Genomic DNA, 16,754 nt, shown 5'->3' with positions numbered 1-16,754 from the left:
CGTCCGCGTGGTTCATGAGAGTGCCCGGGCGGCCGCGACCATCGCCTGCCCGATGGAGATGCCGCCGTCGTTGGTGGGGATGCGCCCGTGGGTGTGGACCGTCAGACCGGCGGCGGTCAGCTCCTGTTCCGTCCGGACCAGCAGGTGCTGGTTGAGGAAGACGCCACCGCTGAGGACGACGTCGCGCAGTCCGCTGCCGTGCGACAGGCGCAGGCAGATCTCCACGACGGCGTGCACCACGCTCTCGTGGAAGGCCCGGCTGGTCTCGGCCACGCTCCGCCGCGGGTCGGCGATTTCGGCCAGCGCGGCCTCAATCCAGGGCCGGTGGTCGATGACCAGGCGGTCCTCCTCGCTCTCCAGGCGCAGTGGCCAGGGCCGGGCGGGGCGGTGGTCCCAGGCGATGAGCTGTTCCAGCTCGATCGCGGCTTGGCCCTCGTAGCCGACGTGTTCGCAGACGCCGAGCAGGGCGGAGTAGGCGTCGAAGAGCCGGCCCATGCTGGAGGTCTGCGGCGAGTTGATGCCGCGTTCCACCATCTTGATCAGCACACCGACTTCGAAGGGGTCACGCCGACGCACCAGGTCGAGCGGGAGTCCGGCCGCCTCGGGGCCGAAGTACTGGGCCAGCAGGCCGATGGCGACCCGGGCGGGCTCGCGGACCGCCTTGTCGCCGCCGGGCAGCCGGAAGCGGCCCAGGTGCGCCTTCCGTTCGAAGCCGCGGTAGTCGCCGATCAGGAATTCCCCTCCCCAGATGGTGCCGTCGGTGCCGTACCCGGTGCCGTCGAAGACGACGCCGATCACGGGCCGGTTCAGGCCGTTGTCCGCCATGCAGGACGCCATGTGGGCGTGGTGGTGCTGGACGCCCACCAGTTCGACGCCTGAACAGGCGGCGGCATGGCGGGTGCTGTGGAAGTCGGGGTGCAGGTCGTGGGCGACGTACCGGGGGGTGATGCCGAACAGGGTGCGCAGGTGGTCGATGGTCTCGGTGAAGAACCGCTGGTTGCCGGGGCTCTTGAGGTCGCCGAGGTGCTGGCTCGGGTAGAGGTTGCCGCCCTCGCCGAGGCAGACGGTGTTCTTCAGCTCGGCGCCGAGGGCGAGGACGGGTGGCAGCGGGAACGGGGCGGGTACGGGGTCGGGGACGAAGCCGCGGGCGCGGCGGACGAAGGCGACCTTGGGTTCGACGGTGCTGTGGACGACCCGGGCGATCGAGTCGTCGACCCGGGTGTGGATATCCCGGTCGTGGACCAGGAAGGCGTCGGCGAGGCCGCCGAGGGTCCGCAGCGCCTCGTCCTCGGTGCGGGCCATCGGCTCGTCGGCCGCGTTGGCGCTGGTGGCGATGAGGACGTCGGCGGCGTCGGCGAGCAGGAGGTGCTGGAGCGGGGTGGTCGGGAGCATGAAGCCGAGGGTGGCGGTGGTCGGGGCGACCTCGGGTGCGAGTCCGTGGCCCGGCCGGGCCCGTAGCAGAACGATGGGGCGGGCCGGCGACTCCAGCAGCCGCCGTTCCTGTTCGTCGAACCGGACGTACCGGGCGACGGTGGCGCTGTCGCGGGCGAGCAGGGCGAAGGGCTTGCCGCCGCGTTCCTTGCGCCGGCGCAGTTCGGCGACCGCCGTCGGGTGGTGCGGGTCCGCCATCAGCTGGTAGCCGCCGAGTGCCTTGACGGCGAGGATGCGGCCGGCCCGGAGCAGGGCGGCGGCCGCGGCGACCTCGTCGTCCTGCTCCCCGACGGCCGGGTGGGGGGTGCCGTCCGCGCTCAGCAGCCGGACCCTCGGGCCGCACGCCGAGCACGCGTTGGGCTGGGCGTGGAACCGCCGGTCCGCCGGGGATTCGTACTCGCGCCGGCACTCGGGGCACATGGTGAAGGCCGCCATGGTGGTGCTGGGACGGTCGTACGGGACTTCGCGGATGATGCTGTAACGCGGCCCGCAGTTGGTGCAGTTGACGAGCGGGTAGCGGTGGCGGCGGTCGGCGGGGTCGAACAGTTCCTGTGCGCAGTCGGTGCAGACGTGGCTGTCCGGGGTGACCAGCGCGCCGCCGCCGCCGGCGGTCTCGCTGTGCCGGATGGTGAACGAGGTGGACCAGGTGCCCGCCGGCTCCTCGGCCACCACGGTGCAGGCGTCGATCCGGGCCAACTCGGGCGTCTGCTTGAGCAGTTCGGCGGCGAAGAGGTCGGCGGCCGCGCGCGGCCCCTCGACCCGGATCGTGACGCCGTGCTCGTCGTTGCGCACCCAGCCGCCGAGCAGGTGCCGGGTGGCCAGGCGGTAGACGTGCGGCCGGAAGCCGACGCCCTGGACGAAGCCGTGGACCCGCAGGGTCCGGCGCACCGCCGCGGCGGCCATCAGCACAGCCTCGGGAGCTGGGCCCCGTACAGCAGGTCGACGGTGCTGGTGCGGCCGTCGGCGTCGATCATCCGCACGGTGCCCGGTTCGCCGTCGACGACTTCGCCGACCACGGTGGCCCGGGCGCACTCCGGGTGGGCGTGCAGCACCTTGAGGGCGGCCTCTGCCCGGTCGGGGGAGACGACCAGGCAGAGGTTGCCCTCGTTGGCGAGGTACATGACGTCGACGCCGAGCATGTCCGCCGCCATGGCGGTCTCCGGCCGGATCGGAAGGGCCGGTCCGGTCAGTTCGATGGCGCGGGCCGAGGCCTGGGCGAACTCGTTGAGGACGGTGCCGAGGCCGCCGCGGGTGATGTCGCGGATGCAGCGCACCCCGTCGCCGCACTCGTCGAGCACGTCGGCGATGACGTGGCTCAGGACGGCGCAGTCGCTCTGCACCCGCTGCTCGAAGCCCAGTCCCTCGCGCATCGAGAGGAGGTGGATGCTGTGGTCACCGAGGTGGCCGGTCACGATGACCTGGTCGCCGGGCCGGAGCGTCCGGCTGGAGAGGGTGAGCGGGCGTTCCATGGCCCCGACACCGGTGGTGTTGAGGAAGATCCCGTCGGCCTCTCCACGCCGGACCACCTTGGTGTCCCCGGCCACGATCTTGACGTTCGCGGCCCTTGCGGTGTCCCGGACGGAGCGCAGGACGCGCCGGAGGTCGTCGAGGGCGAATCCCTCCTCGAGTACCACGGCCAGGGTCAGGTAGAGCGGCCGGGCGCCGCTGACCGCCAGGTCGTTGACCGTGCCGGCGACGGCGATCTTGCCGATGTCACCGTTGCCGAAGAAGATCGGGTCGACGACGAACGAGTCGGTCGTCATGGCGATCCGGGTGCCGGGGACTTCCAGCACCATGCTGTCCTCCATCTCGCCGACGTAGGTGTCGGCGAGAATCGCGGCGATCGTGCCGCCGATGAGCTCCTGGCTCATCCCGCCGCCGGCTCCGTGGTCCAGGACGACCGTCTCGGTCATGCGTCAGCCCCTCCTGCTCTCGGTGTACATCAATTCGGGCCCGTCGGGCTGGTTCAGGCCGCGGTGCCGGCAGGCTGCGGGAAGACCTTGCCGAGCAGGGCGTCCCACCAGACCTCCATGACCTCGATGGCGTCGAGCGCGCCCTGGCGGACCTGCGCGGTCTCGACCGGCAGGCCCTCGGCGAACTCGGTGCCGGTCTGGTCGAGGTCGACGAAGGCGGCCAGGCCGTCCTTGTGGCCCTGCTCGACGCCGTCCTCCAGGTGGATGTCGTGGAAGCGCTTGATCAGGCTGCCCTCGTAGGTGAAGCCGCGGCGCTCGCAGATCTCGCGGCACAGCTCGAAGAAGACCTCGTGCTCGAAGATGGCGGCGGTCTCGGTGGCGTACAGGGCGCCGAGAGCGCGGGACGGGTTCGGCGCGCACAGCGCCTCGACGTCGGCGAGGAACTTGGTGGTCGGGGCGAACTCGACGCGGGTGTCCATGTCGGTGCCGACGTTCAGCATGCCCTGCTTGTACATCGGGGCGTGGCCGTCCTCCTCGTCGACGTTGCGCTGGAGCTCGACGGTGACGCCCTGCTCGGCCAGCTGCTTGGTGCACTCGACGGCGCTCTGCAGCAGGCCCTTGTTGGCGAAGGAGAACTGGTAGTGCTCCATCACGAGCCACTCCAGCGACTCCGTGCTGATCTCGGAGAGGGAATCGAGGATGCGGCTCTTCACCGCGTTGGTGAACTGGTCGTTGCGGGCGTCGATCTGCACCGACAGGCGCTCGGTCATGACATGCCTCTGCTCTCGCACGGAAGGGGTGATGGGAAGGCGCGCGGGCAGCGGGGACGGCGGACCACTCTTGACGGGTCCGCTTCAGGGCTGCGCCGCTCGCAGCAGGTTAGTCATACGCATGACGATCTGACAAGGTCTCAAAGTTCCCAGTTGGGCTGACCTTTGACGCGACGCCGGTTGCGCCTTTCTCGTACGTATGACTAGTGTCGGCGGCATCCCACCGAGTTCTTCATCTCGTATGCCCTGATGACGGAAGTTGACATGTCCCGATACGTAATCCTGACGAACGACCTGCAGCGCGACCTGGTCGACAAGAACGAGCAGCGCAAGGCCAACGTCGAGCGGATGACGCCCGACTTCGTGCGCTTCCTGGCCGAGGCGCGCGAACTCGACGTCCCGGTCATCCACCTGCAGCTGATCTACGACGAAGGCGACAAGAAGCTCGAACTGCACAACGGGCAGATCCCCGTGCTGCGCGGCACCCCCGGCGCCGAGCTGCTGCCGGAGTTCCTCGCCCCCACCGACGTCGTCATGGAGAAGAAGAAGGACAGCGGCTTCTTCGAGACCAAGCTCCACGAGTACCTCCAGGAGCACGGCATCGACACCGTGATCATCACCGGGATGCAGGCCCAGGTGTGCATCCAGACCACCGCCGCCGATGCCCACTTCCGCGGCTACAACGTGGTCGTCCCCTCCGACGGCGTGGTCTCCACCCGCGACGAGGACCGCACCCGTGCCCTCGAATGGCTGGCCTCCTACTGCGCCGTCATCACCCCGATGTCCGACGTGATCGAGCGCATCCGCACCGGCGCCGGCTTCGACTTCAGCGTCCAGGCGCTGCCGTAGCCGGCCGCACGACAGGAAGGGAAGACGCCATGCAGGGGCTTACCGAGCCGTATGCACGGATGTGGGGCGGCCTCGCCGCCGCCGACGGCCCGCAGCACGACCCGGACGTGATCGTCCTCGGGGTGCCGTTCGAAGGCGGGGCCGGCGGCGCGGGCGGCGCCTCACTGGGGCCGAGCCGGGTGCGCGAACTGTCCCGGCGGCTGAAGACCACCGACCGGCGCGGCCGGGACGCCTCCCGGCTGAAGGTCCTGGATCTCGGCGACGTGGAGACCTGGCGCTTCGACCTCGCCCGCTCGATCGAACACGTCGGCGCCGCCTACCACTCAGTCTTCCGGGACGCCACCGCCCCGGTCCTGACCTTCGGCGGCGACCACTCGATCACCTACCCGATCGTCCTCGGCGCCGCCCGGGGCCGCACCCTCGGACTGGTCTGGTTCGACGCCCACCCGGACGTCCTCGACGGCTACCAGGGCTCGAACATCTCGCACGGCTCACCGCTGCGCCGGATCATCGAGGACGGCGCCGTCGCCCCGGAGAACGTCCTGCTCGTCGGCACCCGGGCCTACGACGCCGGCGAGGTCGAGTTCATCCACGAGCACGGCATCAACGAGGTGCCGGCCGCCGCCTTCCTGGAGGACCCGCTCCAGGCCCGCCGCGACTACCAGCGTCACCTCGACGCGATCGCGGCCCGCGTCGGCCAGTTCTACGTCACGCTCGACATCGACGTCATGGACGCCTCCTGCGTGCCCGGCACCGGCACCCCGGTCGCCGGGGGGCTCGGCAGCGGCGAGCTGATCGGGCTGCTGGAGCGCCTGCCCGAGCCGGTCATCGGCTACGACGTCGTCGAGTTCGCGCCGGCCCACGATGTCGGCGGCATGACCGGCCACGCCGTGCTGGCGCTCACCACGACCATCCTCGCCCGGATCGCCGCCGCCCGCGGCTGACCGGCAAGCAGCCGCTCCGCGCCCCGGGGCGCGGTCGGCCCACGAACAACGATTCCTACTGGGGGACCGAAGCAGTGGACGTCATGACCGCCGTCCTCACCCGCCGCAGCGCGCAGCGGCTCAGCGAACCCGCGCCCTGCGACGAGGAGTTCATCTACCTGCTGAACGGCGCGGCCGCCGCTCCCGACCACGGCCGGCTGCGGCCCTGGCGGTGGATCCTGCTGCGCGGCACCGACCGCGAGGCGCTTGCCGCCCGGCTGGCCGAGGAAGCCGCGGAGGAGGCCACCGCCGAGGAGCGGGAGCAGATCGCGCGCAAGGCCCTGCGGGCGCCGCTGAAGGCCCTGCTGGTGTTCAGCCCGGTTGCCGGGCCAAAGGTGCCGGAGTGGGAGCAGGTGGCCGCGACCAGCGCGATGACGTACGGCCTGATGCTCCTGCTGCACGCCCGCGGGTACGGGAGCATCTGGCGCACCGGCCGGCTCTGCGAGAGCACCGCGGCTGGCGAACTCCTCGCTCTGCGGCCGGGCGAGCGGCTGCTCGGCTCCCTCGACATCGGCACCCCCGACCGGTCGTCCGGCCCGCCGGCCCGGCGGAAGAGCGACGACGTCGCCGGCCGGGTCTCGCACCTCCCGGCGTGAGCCGGCGCAGTACCCCCTCACAGCCGTTCCAGGAGCCCACCATGCCCGCCGCCGACACACGTCCGCCGGCCTTCATCCTCATGACCGACCTGCCCAAGGCCGGCGCCTACCTACGGGCAATCGCCGCACGCGGTCTGCACAGCCTGGTCGTCACTGGACCGCCGCAGTGGCCGCTGGAGCGGGTCGCCGTCTCCTACGTCGGCACGCCGGGCCACCCGTTCGAAGCCGTCGAGCGGCTGGAGTTCCTCCGGCCCGACGACACCGCCGGCATCCTCGAGCGCGTCACCGCCTGGAGCCGCGAGTACGACGTCCGAGGGATCTTCAACTCCTCCGAGTCCTTCGTCGAGCCCGCCGGCCTCGCCGCCGACCTGCTCGGCCTGCCCGGAGTCGGTCTGCGAGCGGCCCGGGTCTGCCGCAACAAGCACCTCCAGCGCCGTTACCTCGCTGAGTGGAGCCCGCTGTCGCTGCTATCCAGCACCTCGCGACAGGAGCTCCGCGCAGCCGTGGCCGGCCGCTACCCGCTGATCGCCAAGCCGCTCGACCTGTACTGCAGCATCGGCGTCCAGGTGCTGCGGGACCAGGCCGAGACCGACCGCTACCTCGATGCGCGCGGCCCGGACTCGGCGCCCGTGCTGCTCGAACAGCGCGTCGAGGGGCGGGAGTTCAGCGTCGAGACGATCGTCGTGGACGGTCACCCGGTGTTCTCCGGAGTGACCCAGAAGGCCACCAACGAGCACGAGGGCGACTTCTTCGTCGAGATGGGCCACACCGTGCCCGCCTGCAACGCGAGCGAGGACGAGGCCGAACTGCTGCGCAGCACGCAGGCGGCGGTGCTGGCCCGGCTCGGCTTCGGCACCGGCATGGCCCACGGCGAGTACCGCATCCTGCCGGACGGCCGGGTCGCGCTGATGGAGATCGCCGCGCGCCCGCCGGGCGACGGGATCCTCCACCTCTACGAGTTGGCCACCGGCGCCTCGATCGAGGCCTCGGTGGTGGACGCGGCACTCGGGCTCCCGGTCTCCCACCCGCAGCCGCGCCGCCCGGCCCGGCAGGTCTACTTCGACCACCTCCCCGGCGCGCTGGTGGACGTGACGGTCGAGGGACCGGCGGCCGACGCGCCGTTCTGGGTGGTCGAGCACGGTCTGTGGCCGGGCGTCGAGGCCGCCCCGGCCGACGCACCCGGCGGGCTGCGGAAGGTGCTCGTGCTCAAGGCGCGCGGCGCCGAACTCGGGCCACTGACCGACTCCTTCGGGCGCGTCGTCACCGCACTGTTCGACGCGCCCGACCCGGAGCGGCTGGAGCAGCTCGACGAGGCCGTCCGCAAGGCCGTCCGGATCACCGCGGGCCGACCGGCCCCCGCCCTGACAGACCCCGACCCGACCCGATAGCACGAAGAGCGGAGCAGCCCATGGGAGCGAAGCCAGGCCTCACCCAGGATGCGGACAGGAGCGTGCCCGCCCGCAGAGGCGCCCGAGCGCTCATCCTGCGCGCGCTGGACCGGCTGCCCGCCTCCCGGACGGCCCGGGTCTTCGTGCTCATCGCGTTCGTGGACGCCTTCGGCCGCGGCTTCTTCCTGGCCGGCTCGACCCTCTTCTACACCCAGGTCATCGGCCTGAGCGCCGCCCAGGTCGGCACCGGCCTGTCGATCGCCGGCCTGCTGGGCGTCGCCTGCGCCATCCCGATCGGCCGCGCCGCCGACCGCTTCGGCGACGGACCGACGCTGACGGTGCTCCAACTGTGGCGCGGGGCGGCGTTCCTGGCGTACCCGTTCGTCGACGACTTCCGGATGTTCCTGGTGGTCGCCTGCCTGATCGGCGCCGTCGAGCAAGCGGTCGGGCCGATCATCCAGTCCGTCGCGGGCAGCACCACCGAGGAGGGCTCGCCGGTCCAGGCGATGGCGTTCATCGCGGTGGCCCGGAACACCGCGTACGCGCTCGCCGCCGTGCTGGCCACGGTCGTCATCACGGTGGCGAGCTCGGCCGGTGCCTACGGCGGCTTCGTGCTGGCCAACGCGCTGGCGTTCCTGGCGACCGCCGCGCTGCTCACCCGTCTACGCCTGCCCCGTCCGGGCGACGGCGGGGCGGGCGACGGCCGCCCGGACCGGCGGCCGGCCGGCCTCGGGGACCGGCTGCTGCCCTTCCGCGACCCCCGGTTCCTGCTCCTGTCGCTCGCGAACGGCGTGCTCTACCTGCACGTGCCGATCCTCTCGGTCGCCTTCCCGCTGTGGATCGTCACCCGCACCGACGCCCCGCGCGGCTTCATCGGCGCGGCCCTGGTGATCAACACGCTGCTGGCCGTCGCGCTTCAGGTCCGGTTCAGCCGGGGCGGCGAGGACGTGGCGCGAGCCGGCCGCAAGCAACGGGCCGCCGGTGCGGCGCTGGCCGCGTTCTGCGTCCTGACCGCCTCGATCGCCTCGGTGGGACCGGCCCTGGCCGGCGCCCTGACACTGTTCGCGGCACTGCCGCTGACCCTGGGCGAGCTGTGGCAGTCGGCCGGCGGCTGGGGCATCTCCTACCGCTTCGCCCCGGCGGAGCAGCGCACCTACTACCTGAGCATCTACCAACTCGGCGCCACCAGTGTGGCCGTCGCGGGACCACTCGTGCTGTCGACGGCAGTGGTGGACCACGGCTACCCGGGCTGGCTCGGCCTCGGGGCGGTCTTCGCCCTGGCCGGCATCGCCGTGCCGTACCTCCTCGGACGCCGGGCCTCCGTCGCACCGCCGGCCCGCTGAACCCCCTTCCCGACCGGAAACCTCCACCCCTCCCACAGACAGGACGATTCCTTGCGTCACATCACCGTGTACTGCGGTGCCTCCCACGGCCGGCGCCCGGCCCACCGGCAGGCTGCCGCCGAATTCGGCAGCGCACTCGCCGAGGCCGGCCTCGGCCTCGTCTACGGCGGCGCCTCGACCGGCCTGATGGGCGCCGTCGCCGACGCCGCGCTCGCCGGCGGGGGGACGGTCACCGGCATCATCCCGGAGGACCTGGTCCGCCACGAGGTCGCCCACCAGGGCCTGAGCCGGCTGGAGGTGGTCACCGGCATGCACGAGCGCAAGGCCCGCATGGTCGAGCTCGGCGACGCGTTCGTGGCGATGCCCGGCGGGTTCGGCACCGCCGACGAGCTCTTCGAGGTGCTCACCTGGGCGCAGCTGGGCCTGCACGGCAAGCCCTGCGCCCTGCTGGACATCGAGGGCTTCTTCCAGCCGCTGCTGGCCTTCCTGCGACACGCCGCCGACGAGGGCTTCGTCCACCAGCGGTACCTGGACAACATCGTCGTCAGCGACAGCCCCAAGGAGATCCTGGCCTCCTTCGCCGGCCACCAGGCACTGCCGCACCTGTTCGCGGGGGTGTGACCCGCACCGTGACCCTCACCGAGACCACCGTCACCGCGGTCCCGACCGGGCTGGCCGTCTTCGACATGGACGGCACCCTGCTCCCCGGCACCACCGCCTGCCAGCAGATCGCCCGGGCCGCCGGGGAGCCGGAGCTCATCGACCGGCTGGAGCGCGACTACCGGGCCGGCCTGATCGACAGCACCCGGTTCGCCGAACTCGCCCTGGAGTCCTGGGCGCGGGCGGGCGCCGACCTGTACCGACGGGCCTTCGACGCCTGCCCGAAGATCGGCGGGGTGGCCCAGACCCTGGCCGCTCTGCGGGCCAGGTCCGTCACCACCTGTCTGATCACCATGGCGCCGCGCGAGTTCGCCGAGTGCTTCACCGGCTTCGACCACGTCTTCGCCTCCACCTACCCGACCGACATCCTGAACCCGGAGGACAAGCCGGTCGTGGTCCGGGAGCTCCAGCAGCGGCTCGGTCTGGACGCCGCGCGGACGATCGCGTTCGGAGATTCCGACTCGGACGTCCCGCTCTTCGAGACGCTGACCCGCACCGTCGCCGTGAACGCCACGTCCAACCTCGTCTCGCTGGCTGCCCACCGCTACGACGGCGACGACCTGCGGGCCGCGCTCGGGCTGGTCGACGGCGCGGCCCACGGCGCGGTCGGCGGCACGGTCCACGGCGCACCGGAGCCGCGGCCGTGACCGCTCCCACGATCACCGTGGCCGCCTGCGCGGCCTTCGCCGCCGACTTCCCCGGCCAGGCGCCCGTCGTCGCCGACACGCTGAGCGCCGCGGGCCACCCGGTGGAGCTCCATGAGAACCTCGAAAGCCGGTTCCCGGACGGCGAGTTGTGCATCGACCTGCCGGCCGGGGCGGCCGGGCGAACGGTCGTCCTCTGCCAGTCCGTCACCGGTGACCACGCCTCTCCCGACGAGGCGATCATGAGCCTGCTGGCGGCGGCTCGCTGCTACCGGGAACACGGCGCCGCGCGGATCGTCGCCGTCATCCCGCACCTCGTCTACGCGCGGCACGACCGGCACGTGCCGGGCCAGCGCCGGCCGGTCATGGCCGCGCTGCTGGCCGACCTCGCCGCGGCCGCCGGTATCGCCGAACTGGTCACGCTCGCCTCCGGCGCCCAGGACCTGCTGGTCGGGCTGTTCTCCGGCACGGGGACCCGGCTGACCTTCCTGCCGGTGCACGAGATCCACCTGGAGCTGCTGGCCGGGCTGGTCGAGCCGGGCACGGTGCTGGTGGCCCCCGACCGAGGCGCCCACGAGCACGTCCGGATGCTCGCCGCCGCACTGGGCCTGCCGACCGTGGTCGCCGACAAGCGCCGACTCGGCCCGGAGCGGGTCGAGGTCGCCCTGCGCGGTGGGGACGACGACCTCGACGGGCTGCGGCACGCCGTGATCGTCGATGACCTGATCACCAGCGCGGCGACCGTCGAGACGGTCTGCGCGGCGCTGCGCGAACGGGCGGCCGACGCGCGCATCGACGTCGTCGCCACTCACCTGCGGCTGACGGCCGCAGGCGCGGAGCGGCTGGCCCGGCTACGCGAGCGGCGCACCCTTCACCGCGTCCACACCACCGACTCGGCCGGCCGCCGCCCTGCCCTGGACCCTGCCCTGGACCGGCTGACCGGCACCCCCGCCGTCCCCCGCATGGCCCGGGCACTGGCGGACCTGCTGGCGCCGGACCGCGCGCCCGACGCCACGCCGAACGGCCGAGCGCTGACCGACCACGCCCTCAAGGACCACACATGACTGTCACGACAGCGACCTGCCGGACCGTACCCGAGCTCGACGGCCCCGAGCTGTCGATGTCGGTGGTGTGCCTGGACCAGACCCGGCTCGGCGAGCACATCGAGACCCTGGAGGGACTCGGCGTCTCCCGTCTGCACGTCGACCTCGTCGACCCTGCGTTCGGCGGCGCCCTCGGGCTTCCCCTGGAGACCATCAGTGACCTGCGCCGCAACTGCGGGCTGCCGGTGGACGTCCACATCATGCTCGCCCGGCCCGAACTGCTGCTCCAGGAGGTCGCCGCCCGTGGCCCGGCCAGCATCTGTGTGCACCAGCGCTCGTTGACGCCGAAGATCGCGCTGCTGCTGCGCGGCATCGCCGCACGGGGAACGGCGGTCGCGCTGGCCGTCGACCCGGACGAATCCATCTCGATGGCCGCCGTCGAGGCGGTCCGCCCGGACCGGCTGACGGTGATGAGCGTCGTGCCCGGCGGCGCCGGGCGCCCGTTCCGGGCCAAGGCACTCGACACCATCGCGCAGGCGGCCCGGCTGCGCGAGCGCGGGCTGATCGAGCGGGTCGAGGCGGACGGCGCGGTCGGCCCGCTCACCGCCGGCCGGATGGTCGCGGCCGGTGCCGACCAACTCGTCCTGGGGAGCACGGTGTTCCCCGACCGCACCCCGCTCGACAACCTGCTGCCCGAGCTGCACCGCTCGCTGGCCGCTCACGCCTGATCCCCGCCCGAGCCCCACCCACCTCCTCCGACCTCAGGACCCCTTCATGCGCACCCAGTCCATCAGCATCGGCGACGTCCGGCGCGAGCTCCCCGTGGTCGCCGTGAGCGACACCGTGAGCATCGCATTCCTCAAGCTCTACGGCGACGTGGAGCTCGTCGACGCGGCAACCGCCGCGCTGGCTGGCCGCCTCCGGGACGACGTCGACATCATCCTCGGCCCCGAGTCGGGCGGCATCCTGCTCGCGCACAAGCTCGCCGAGAAGGCCGGCAAGCCGTACCGGATCGCCCGCAAGAAGGTGCGCCCGAACATGGCGGCGCCGCTCCGCGTCCCGGTCCAGAGCATCGGCACCACCGGCGTCCAGGAGCTCGTCCTCGGGGAGGACGATGCGGCCGCGCTCCGGGGTCGCCGGGTCGCGGTGATCGACGAGGTGATCAGCAGCGGTGGCACCCTGGCCGCGCTGGACGCCCTGGTCGGGCAGGCGGGCGGGGAGATCGTCCAGGTCCTCGCGGTGGCGACCGAGGGCGACGAGCGGCCGTCCGTGACCAGCCTGCTCCACCTGCCGCTGTACCCGAGCGAGAGCGTTGCATGACCTCCCACCTCCCATCGGACGACGGCCGGCACCGGCGCGCCGTGGCCGTGCTGTGCCTGGTGCAGGTCCTGGTCGCGCTGGAGTTCTCGATCGGCAACGTGGCGCTGCCCGCCCTCGCCCAGGACTTCGTGGTGCCCGCCCGGGACCTCCAGTGGGTGCTGTCCGGGTACGGCCTCGCCTACGGCTCCACCCTGCTGTGCGGGGGCCGGTTCGCGGACGTCCACGGCCCGCGCCGGATGCTGCTGGCCGGCCTGGCCTGCTTCACCGCCGCCTCGGTGGCGGCCGCGGTCGCCCCGACGTTCGCCCTGCTGATCGCCTTCCGGGTGGCCCAGGGGGTGGCCGCCGCAGTGGCCACCCCGGCGGCGCTCGCCCTGGTCACCACGCTCTGCACCGGCCCCCGGCGGACGGCGGCGCTCGCCTGGTGGGGCGCGGGAGCCTCACTGGGCTTCGCCGCCGGCGCCGCCCTGGGCGGGGTGCTCACCCAGCTGGCGGGCTGGCCGGCCGTCTTCTGGGCCTGCGGGCTGCTGGCGGCGGTCACCGCGGCGCTCGCCTGGCGGCTGGTCCCCGAGACGCCCGCGCGCGCCGAGGCGAGCCCCGACGTGCTGGGCGCGCTGCTGCTCGCCGTCGGCGCGGCCACCCTCATCTCCACCCTGTCGCTGTTGCCTGAGGCGTCCGCGCACGCCTGGTGGGTGGTCGGCCTGGCGCTGACCGCCGGGGGAGTGGGCGCGGTGTTCCTGTGGCGCGACGACCGCCGGGCCGCGCCGCTGCTGCCGCGCCGGTTCCTGTTGCGCGGCCCCGTCCTGCGGGCCAACCTCGCCGGCTCGTGGGCCGCCGCGGCCGGCGGTTCGATGGTGTACTTCGCGGCCTCGTTCATGCAGCACGCCCTGGGCTGGAGCGACGCGCTGACCGGTGTCGCACTGCTGCCCGACGCGGCCGCCGCCGCCCTCGGCGCCCGGGCCGCGGGCCCGCTGCACCGCCGGCTCGGGACGACCGGGGCCTGCGTCACGGGCCTGGCCGCGATCGCGGCGGGCATGGCGCTGCTCGCGGCGACTCCGCTGACCGGGCTCGCCGCGGCCTGGGTGCCGGCGGCGACGAGTCTGACCGGGTTCGGTCTGGTACTGGTGGCCGTGGTCACCGCCGTGGCGGCCACCGCCGAGCTGAACGCGGATGAGCATGGGCTCTCCGGCGGCCTGCTGATCACCACCCAGCAGCTCGGCGTCTCGTTCGGGCTGGCCGTCCTGCTGGTGGTCGGTCAACTCTCCGCCGACAGTCCGCTGTCCATCCACGGGACACGGATCTGCCTGCTCACCGGCGGGGTGCTGGCGGTCCTGGGCTCCGCCGCGGTGCCACTGCTGCGAGGCGCGTCCGGTGCCGGACCCGCCGCCGAGCCGGCTGGGGACGTCGAGGTCCGGCAGGTGACGTGACCGGACACCGCCCCGATCGCTGAGGCTGCCGACCAGTTGCTCACGGGAGGGAATCGGGAGTGCGGATCCCCCGAGTACCATTCCGTTGCGTCGTGGGGTCCGCCGGACTGCCGACCATGCCACCAAGGGAGCTGACATGGCCGGAGTGAGCGCCACCAACGCCACCAGTGCTACCAGGGCCACCAGCGCCACCAGTGCTACGAGCGCCACCAGCGCTACGAGCGCCACCACCGCTACGAGTGCCACCAGTGCTACGAGCGCCGGGCGGGGCGGGCCCGCGGGGCGGGCCACGTCCTTGCTTTCGGATGATTGGCAGAAGTGATGCATGAAGCAGACCGGTCGCGTGCCCTGACCGCCACGGACGTGGCGCGGGCGGCCAAGGTCTCCCAATCGACGGTTTCGCTGGTCCTCAACGGAAAGTGGCAGGGCCGGATCCGGGAGGAGACCGCCCGGCGGGTCCTGGCAGTGGTGGACGAGCTCGGCTACCGGATCAACGAGTCGGCCCGCAACCTGCGCCTGGGCAGCAGCGGTACCGTGCTGATGGTCGTGCCGACCATCGTGAACCCGGTCTTCGCCGCCGTCCACGCCGGCGCCGCCCGGGTCGCCGCGGAGGCGGGCCTCGGCGTCGTGGTGTTCCCGCTCAGCGCCGAGGACGGCTGCGACCCGTTCTCCACACCCCGGCAGTCGCTCGACGGAGTCATCGCCTGCTCGGTGTCCGCCCAGGCCGTCGCCAAGCTGCGGACCGGACTGCCCCTGGTCGTGCTCGACGACGCCCCGCTGCCCGACACCCCGACGGTGACCATGGACACCGGTGGCGGCATGGCCAAGGCCCTCGCCCACCTGATCGAGCTCGGCCACCGGCGCATCATGCACCTGCGCACCGAACGTTCCGCCTGGACGTTCGCCCGCCGGGCGGAGGCCTTCGACCAGTGCGTGCTCAGCCACCCCCAGCTCAGCCCGAGCCGCCTCGTCACCTCCTTCGACCTGGTGGAGATCCGGGACCGGGCGATCAGGGCGCTCTCCGGCGCCGACCGTCCCACGGCGGTCATCTGCGACGACGACAACATGGCCGCGGCCGTCCTGGCCGCCGCGGCCGAGCTGGACCTGGCAGTCGGTGAGGACCTCTCCCTCGTGGGTTTCAACGACCTCCCCACCGCCATCGTGCTCCAACCCCCGCTCACCACCGTCCGGTTCCCGCTCGGCGAGCTGGGCGCCCAAGGCATGCAGGCGCTGATCGAGCTGCGCGGCGGGGGCACGCCCGCCTCGGTCACCCTGCCCACCGAGCTCGTCGTCCGACGCTCCACCGGCCCGGCCCTCGCCTGACCGCTCCGGGTTCCTGGGCTCCCAGGACCGGGCGGAGGCAACCGCGGCGACGGCGACGACCGGACGGTCGGAAGCCAGTGGTCCCGCGCCTGGTCCGCCCACGGCCCTGTCGGCCCCGGGCGGACCGGGAGCCCCACGCGGGCCGGCGGAACGGACCGTGCGGAACCGGGGTCGGGGACCGGCCCGGCCCGTCCCGCCGAGGCCCGGCAGCTCCGGTGCACACCAGCGCGGTCAGCCGCCGCTCTTGCGGCGGAAGTTGCGCTTGCTGCCCGCCGCGGCGTGCGCGCCATGGATCTTCGAATCGCCGTTCGGACCGCCGGCCGTGCTCCCGCCCTTGGCGCCGTGCTTGCGGTCCAGCGCGGCGAGGAACCGGGCCTTGACGTCGTCCTGGACGGCGGCCGCGGGGACCTCGGCGGCCGGGTCGGCCTCCGACCTCTCGGGGTTCTCGGGTGACGCTGCGCCGCTGCTCATGCAGGACCTCCTGGTGGGGTGGGGGTGGGTTGATGCCTTCACGGGACACCATGTCATGTCCCAAGCCGGTCCGGATCACCAGGCCACCCCGACGGCCTCCAGTCGCCCGACCTGCTCGGCGGTGAGCTTGTCCCGGCGGGCCTTCCGGTCGTTACGCAGAGCGCAGCCGCGGAGTGGCCTTCTCCACGGCCTTCTGGAGTTCGTCGCGGCTCATCGTTGAGCGGTGGGCGATGTGGAGGTCGGTGGCGCGCTGGTAGAGCTCGGCCTTGGTGAGTTGGGACAGCTGCCGCTTCCCTATGGCGCTGCCGCGCTTGGTCGTGGTCTTCGCGGCGGCGGCCAGGAGGTTCTTCGGAGGCGGGCCCGTCGCCTCGTCGCCTGGTCGTGCCCCTTTGGCGCCGACGTCTCATTTCCGGGGCGCTGGATCATGTCGAGTGCCGGCGCCGGTTGTTCGGCGGTCCCGGGGAGTACCTCGGCGGGCCTGAGGCGGGCGAGGTCGGCCCCCTAGTACTCCAGCAGGACTTCGGTGTTTTGCCTGGTCAGAGGCTGCGTGGTGCAGTGTAGTGGGCTGATTGTCCGTCAGGGGCGGTCTTCAGGAG

16 protein-coding genes are annotated in these 16,754 nt (G+C 72.7%); 12 read left to right on the top strand and 4 right to left on the bottom strand.

Features of this window, described 5'->3' with window-relative positions; all coding sequences use genetic code 11:
• Window positions 1-12: 12 nt before the first annotated feature.
• From hypF to AC0B61_RS35050, 3 genes are read right to left on the bottom strand one after another with little or no spacing between them, the layout of a single operon-like run.
• Window positions 13-2,334 (bottom strand): carbamoyltransferase HypF, encoded by a 2,322-nt coding sequence (gene hypF / locus AC0B61_RS35060; protein ID WP_471746263.1) that lies wholly within the window; start codon window positions 2,332-2,334, stop codon window positions 13-15.
• A complete protein-coding gene (hypE, locus tag AC0B61_RS35055) occupies window positions 2,334-3,344 on the bottom strand; it encodes a hydrogenase expression/formation protein HypE (protein WP_471746262.1) in 1,011 nt (336 codons plus the stop codon). The genes hypF and hypE overlap by 1 nt, the downstream gene beginning before the upstream one ends.
• Before the next feature lie 53 nt (window positions 3,345-3,397).
• Complete coding sequence (locus AC0B61_RS35050) at window positions 3,398-4,114, bottom strand: DUF3865 domain-containing protein (protein ID WP_471746260.1); 717 nt, start codon at window positions 4,112-4,114, stop codon at window positions 3,398-3,400.
• Between the two features lie 264 nt (window positions 4,115-4,378).
• Between AC0B61_RS35050 and AC0B61_RS35045 the strand changes: the two genes are divergently transcribed.
• The 12 genes from AC0B61_RS35045 to AC0B61_RS34990 all read left to right on the top strand — a co-directional run bounded on the left by AC0B61_RS35045 (window position 4,379) and on the right by AC0B61_RS34990 (window position 15,687).
• A complete protein-coding gene (locus AC0B61_RS35045) occupies window positions 4,379-4,963 on the top strand; it encodes a cysteine hydrolase family protein (RefSeq protein ID WP_471746258.1) in 585 nt (194 codons plus the stop codon).
• A 29-nt stretch (window positions 4,964-4,992) separates the two neighbouring features.
• A complete protein-coding gene (locus AC0B61_RS35040) occupies window positions 4,993-5,907 on the top strand; it encodes an arginase family protein (RefSeq protein WP_471746256.1) in 915 nt (304 codons plus the stop codon).
• An 83-nt stretch (window positions 5,908-5,990) separates the two neighbouring features.
• Window positions 5,991-6,542, top strand: a complete 552-nt coding sequence (locus tag AC0B61_RS35035) for a nitroreductase family protein (protein ID WP_471746254.1) — start codon at window positions 5,991-5,993, stop codon at window positions 6,540-6,542.
• A 41-nt stretch (window positions 6,543-6,583) separates the two neighbouring features.
• Entirely contained in the window at window positions 6,584-7,930 is a 1,347-nt protein-coding gene (locus AC0B61_RS35030; RefSeq protein ID WP_471746252.1) for an ATP-grasp domain-containing protein, read from the top strand.
• Window positions 7,931-7,950: 20 nt separating this feature from the next.
• Window positions 7,951-9,273 carry an MFS transporter gene (locus AC0B61_RS35025; RefSeq protein ID WP_471746250.1) on the top strand — a complete coding sequence of 441 codons (1,323 nt, stop codon included), beginning with the start codon at window positions 7,951-7,953 and terminating at the stop codon, window positions 9,271-9,273.
• Between the two features lie 51 nt (window positions 9,274-9,324).
• The gene (locus AC0B61_RS35020; RefSeq protein ID WP_471746248.1) at window positions 9,325-9,894 is read left to right on the top strand and encodes an LOG family protein; all 570 of its coding nucleotides are present in this window, start codon (window positions 9,325-9,327) and stop codon (window positions 9,892-9,894) included.
• 8 nt (window positions 9,895-9,902) lie between these two features.
• Window positions 9,903-10,580, top strand: a complete 678-nt coding sequence (locus AC0B61_RS35015) for an HAD family hydrolase (RefSeq protein WP_471746247.1) — start codon at window positions 9,903-9,905, stop codon at window positions 10,578-10,580.
• Window positions 10,577-11,641: a ribose-phosphate diphosphokinase gene (prs, locus tag AC0B61_RS35010; protein ID WP_471746245.1), complete on the top strand. Its 1,065-nt coding sequence runs from the start codon at window positions 10,577-10,579 to the stop codon at window positions 11,639-11,641. Before AC0B61_RS35015 ends, prs begins: the two co-directional genes overlap by 4 nt.
• Window positions 11,638-12,348, top strand: coding sequence for a ribulose-phosphate 3-epimerase (locus AC0B61_RS35005; RefSeq protein WP_471746244.1), 711 nt, complete (start codon window positions 11,638-11,640; stop codon window positions 12,346-12,348). Before prs ends, AC0B61_RS35005 begins: the two co-directional genes overlap by 4 nt.
• Before the next feature lie 46 nt (window positions 12,349-12,394).
• Complete coding sequence (locus AC0B61_RS35000) at window positions 12,395-12,940, top strand: phosphoribosyltransferase family protein (RefSeq protein WP_471746242.1); 546 nt, start codon at window positions 12,395-12,397, stop codon at window positions 12,938-12,940.
• Complete coding sequence (locus AC0B61_RS34995) at window positions 12,937-14,364, top strand: MFS transporter (protein WP_471746240.1); 1,428 nt, start codon at window positions 12,937-12,939, stop codon at window positions 14,362-14,364. Before AC0B61_RS35000 ends, AC0B61_RS34995 begins: the two co-directional genes overlap by 4 nt.
• 321 nt (window positions 14,365-14,685) lie before the next feature.
• Window positions 14,686-15,687, top strand: a complete 1,002-nt coding sequence (locus tag AC0B61_RS34990; RefSeq protein WP_471746238.1) for a LacI family DNA-binding transcriptional regulator — start codon at window positions 14,686-14,688, stop codon at window positions 15,685-15,687.
• A gap of 231 nt (window positions 15,688-15,918) precedes the next feature.
• Here the strand turns inward: AC0B61_RS34990 and AC0B61_RS34985 are convergent, their stop codons facing one another.
• Window positions 15,919-16,158, bottom strand: a complete 240-nt coding sequence (locus AC0B61_RS34985) for a DUF5302 domain-containing protein (protein WP_360245961.1) — start codon at window positions 16,156-16,158, stop codon at window positions 15,919-15,921.
• Window positions 16,159-16,754 lie beyond the last annotated feature (596 nt).

This window comes from Kitasatospora sp. NPDC023385, from assembly GCF_055664045.1.
Note: the sequence above shows the minus strand (reverse complement) of the source record. Positions and strands in the feature narration are given on the sequence as shown.

Excerpts from the sequence above, each read along its gene's own strand:
- hypF (WP_471746263.1), bottom strand. The coding sequence starts at position 2,334 with ATGGCCGCCGCGGCGGTGCGCCGGACCCTGCGGGTCCACGGCTTCGTC.
- hypE (WP_471746262.1), bottom strand. The coding sequence starts at position 3,344 with ATGACCGAGACGGTCGTCCTGGACCACGGAGCCGGCGGCGGGATGAGC.
- AC0B61_RS35050 (WP_471746260.1), bottom strand. The coding sequence starts at position 4,114 with ATGACCGAGCGCCTGTCGGTGCAGATCGACGCCCGCAACGACCAGTTC.
- AC0B61_RS35045 (WP_471746258.1), top strand. The coding sequence starts at position 4,379 with ATGTCCCGATACGTAATCCTGACGAACGACCTGCAGCGCGACCTGGTC.
- AC0B61_RS35040 (WP_471746256.1), top strand. The coding sequence starts at position 4,993 with ATGCAGGGGCTTACCGAGCCGTATGCACGGATGTGGGGCGGCCTCGCC.
- AC0B61_RS35035 (WP_471746254.1), top strand. The coding sequence starts at position 5,991 with ATGACCGCCGTCCTCACCCGCCGCAGCGCGCAGCGGCTCAGCGAACCC.
- AC0B61_RS35030 (WP_471746252.1), top strand. The coding sequence starts at position 6,584 with ATGCCCGCCGCCGACACACGTCCGCCGGCCTTCATCCTCATGACCGAC.
- AC0B61_RS35025 (WP_471746250.1), top strand. The coding sequence starts at position 7,951 with ATGGGAGCGAAGCCAGGCCTCACCCAGGATGCGGACAGGAGCGTGCCC.
- AC0B61_RS35005 (WP_471746244.1), top strand. The coding sequence starts at position 11,638 with ATGACTGTCACGACAGCGACCTGCCGGACCGTACCCGAGCTCGACGGC.
- AC0B61_RS35000 (WP_471746242.1), top strand. The coding sequence starts at position 12,395 with ATGCGCACCCAGTCCATCAGCATCGGCGACGTCCGGCGCGAGCTCCCC.
- AC0B61_RS34995 (WP_471746240.1), top strand. The coding sequence starts at position 12,937 with ATGACCTCCCACCTCCCATCGGACGACGGCCGGCACCGGCGCGCCGTG.
- AC0B61_RS34990 (WP_471746238.1), top strand. The coding sequence starts at position 14,686 with ATGCATGAAGCAGACCGGTCGCGTGCCCTGACCGCCACGGACGTGGCG.
- AC0B61_RS34985 (WP_360245961.1), bottom strand. The coding sequence starts at position 16,158 with ATGAGCAGCGGCGCAGCGTCACCCGAGAACCCCGAGAGGTCGGAGGCC.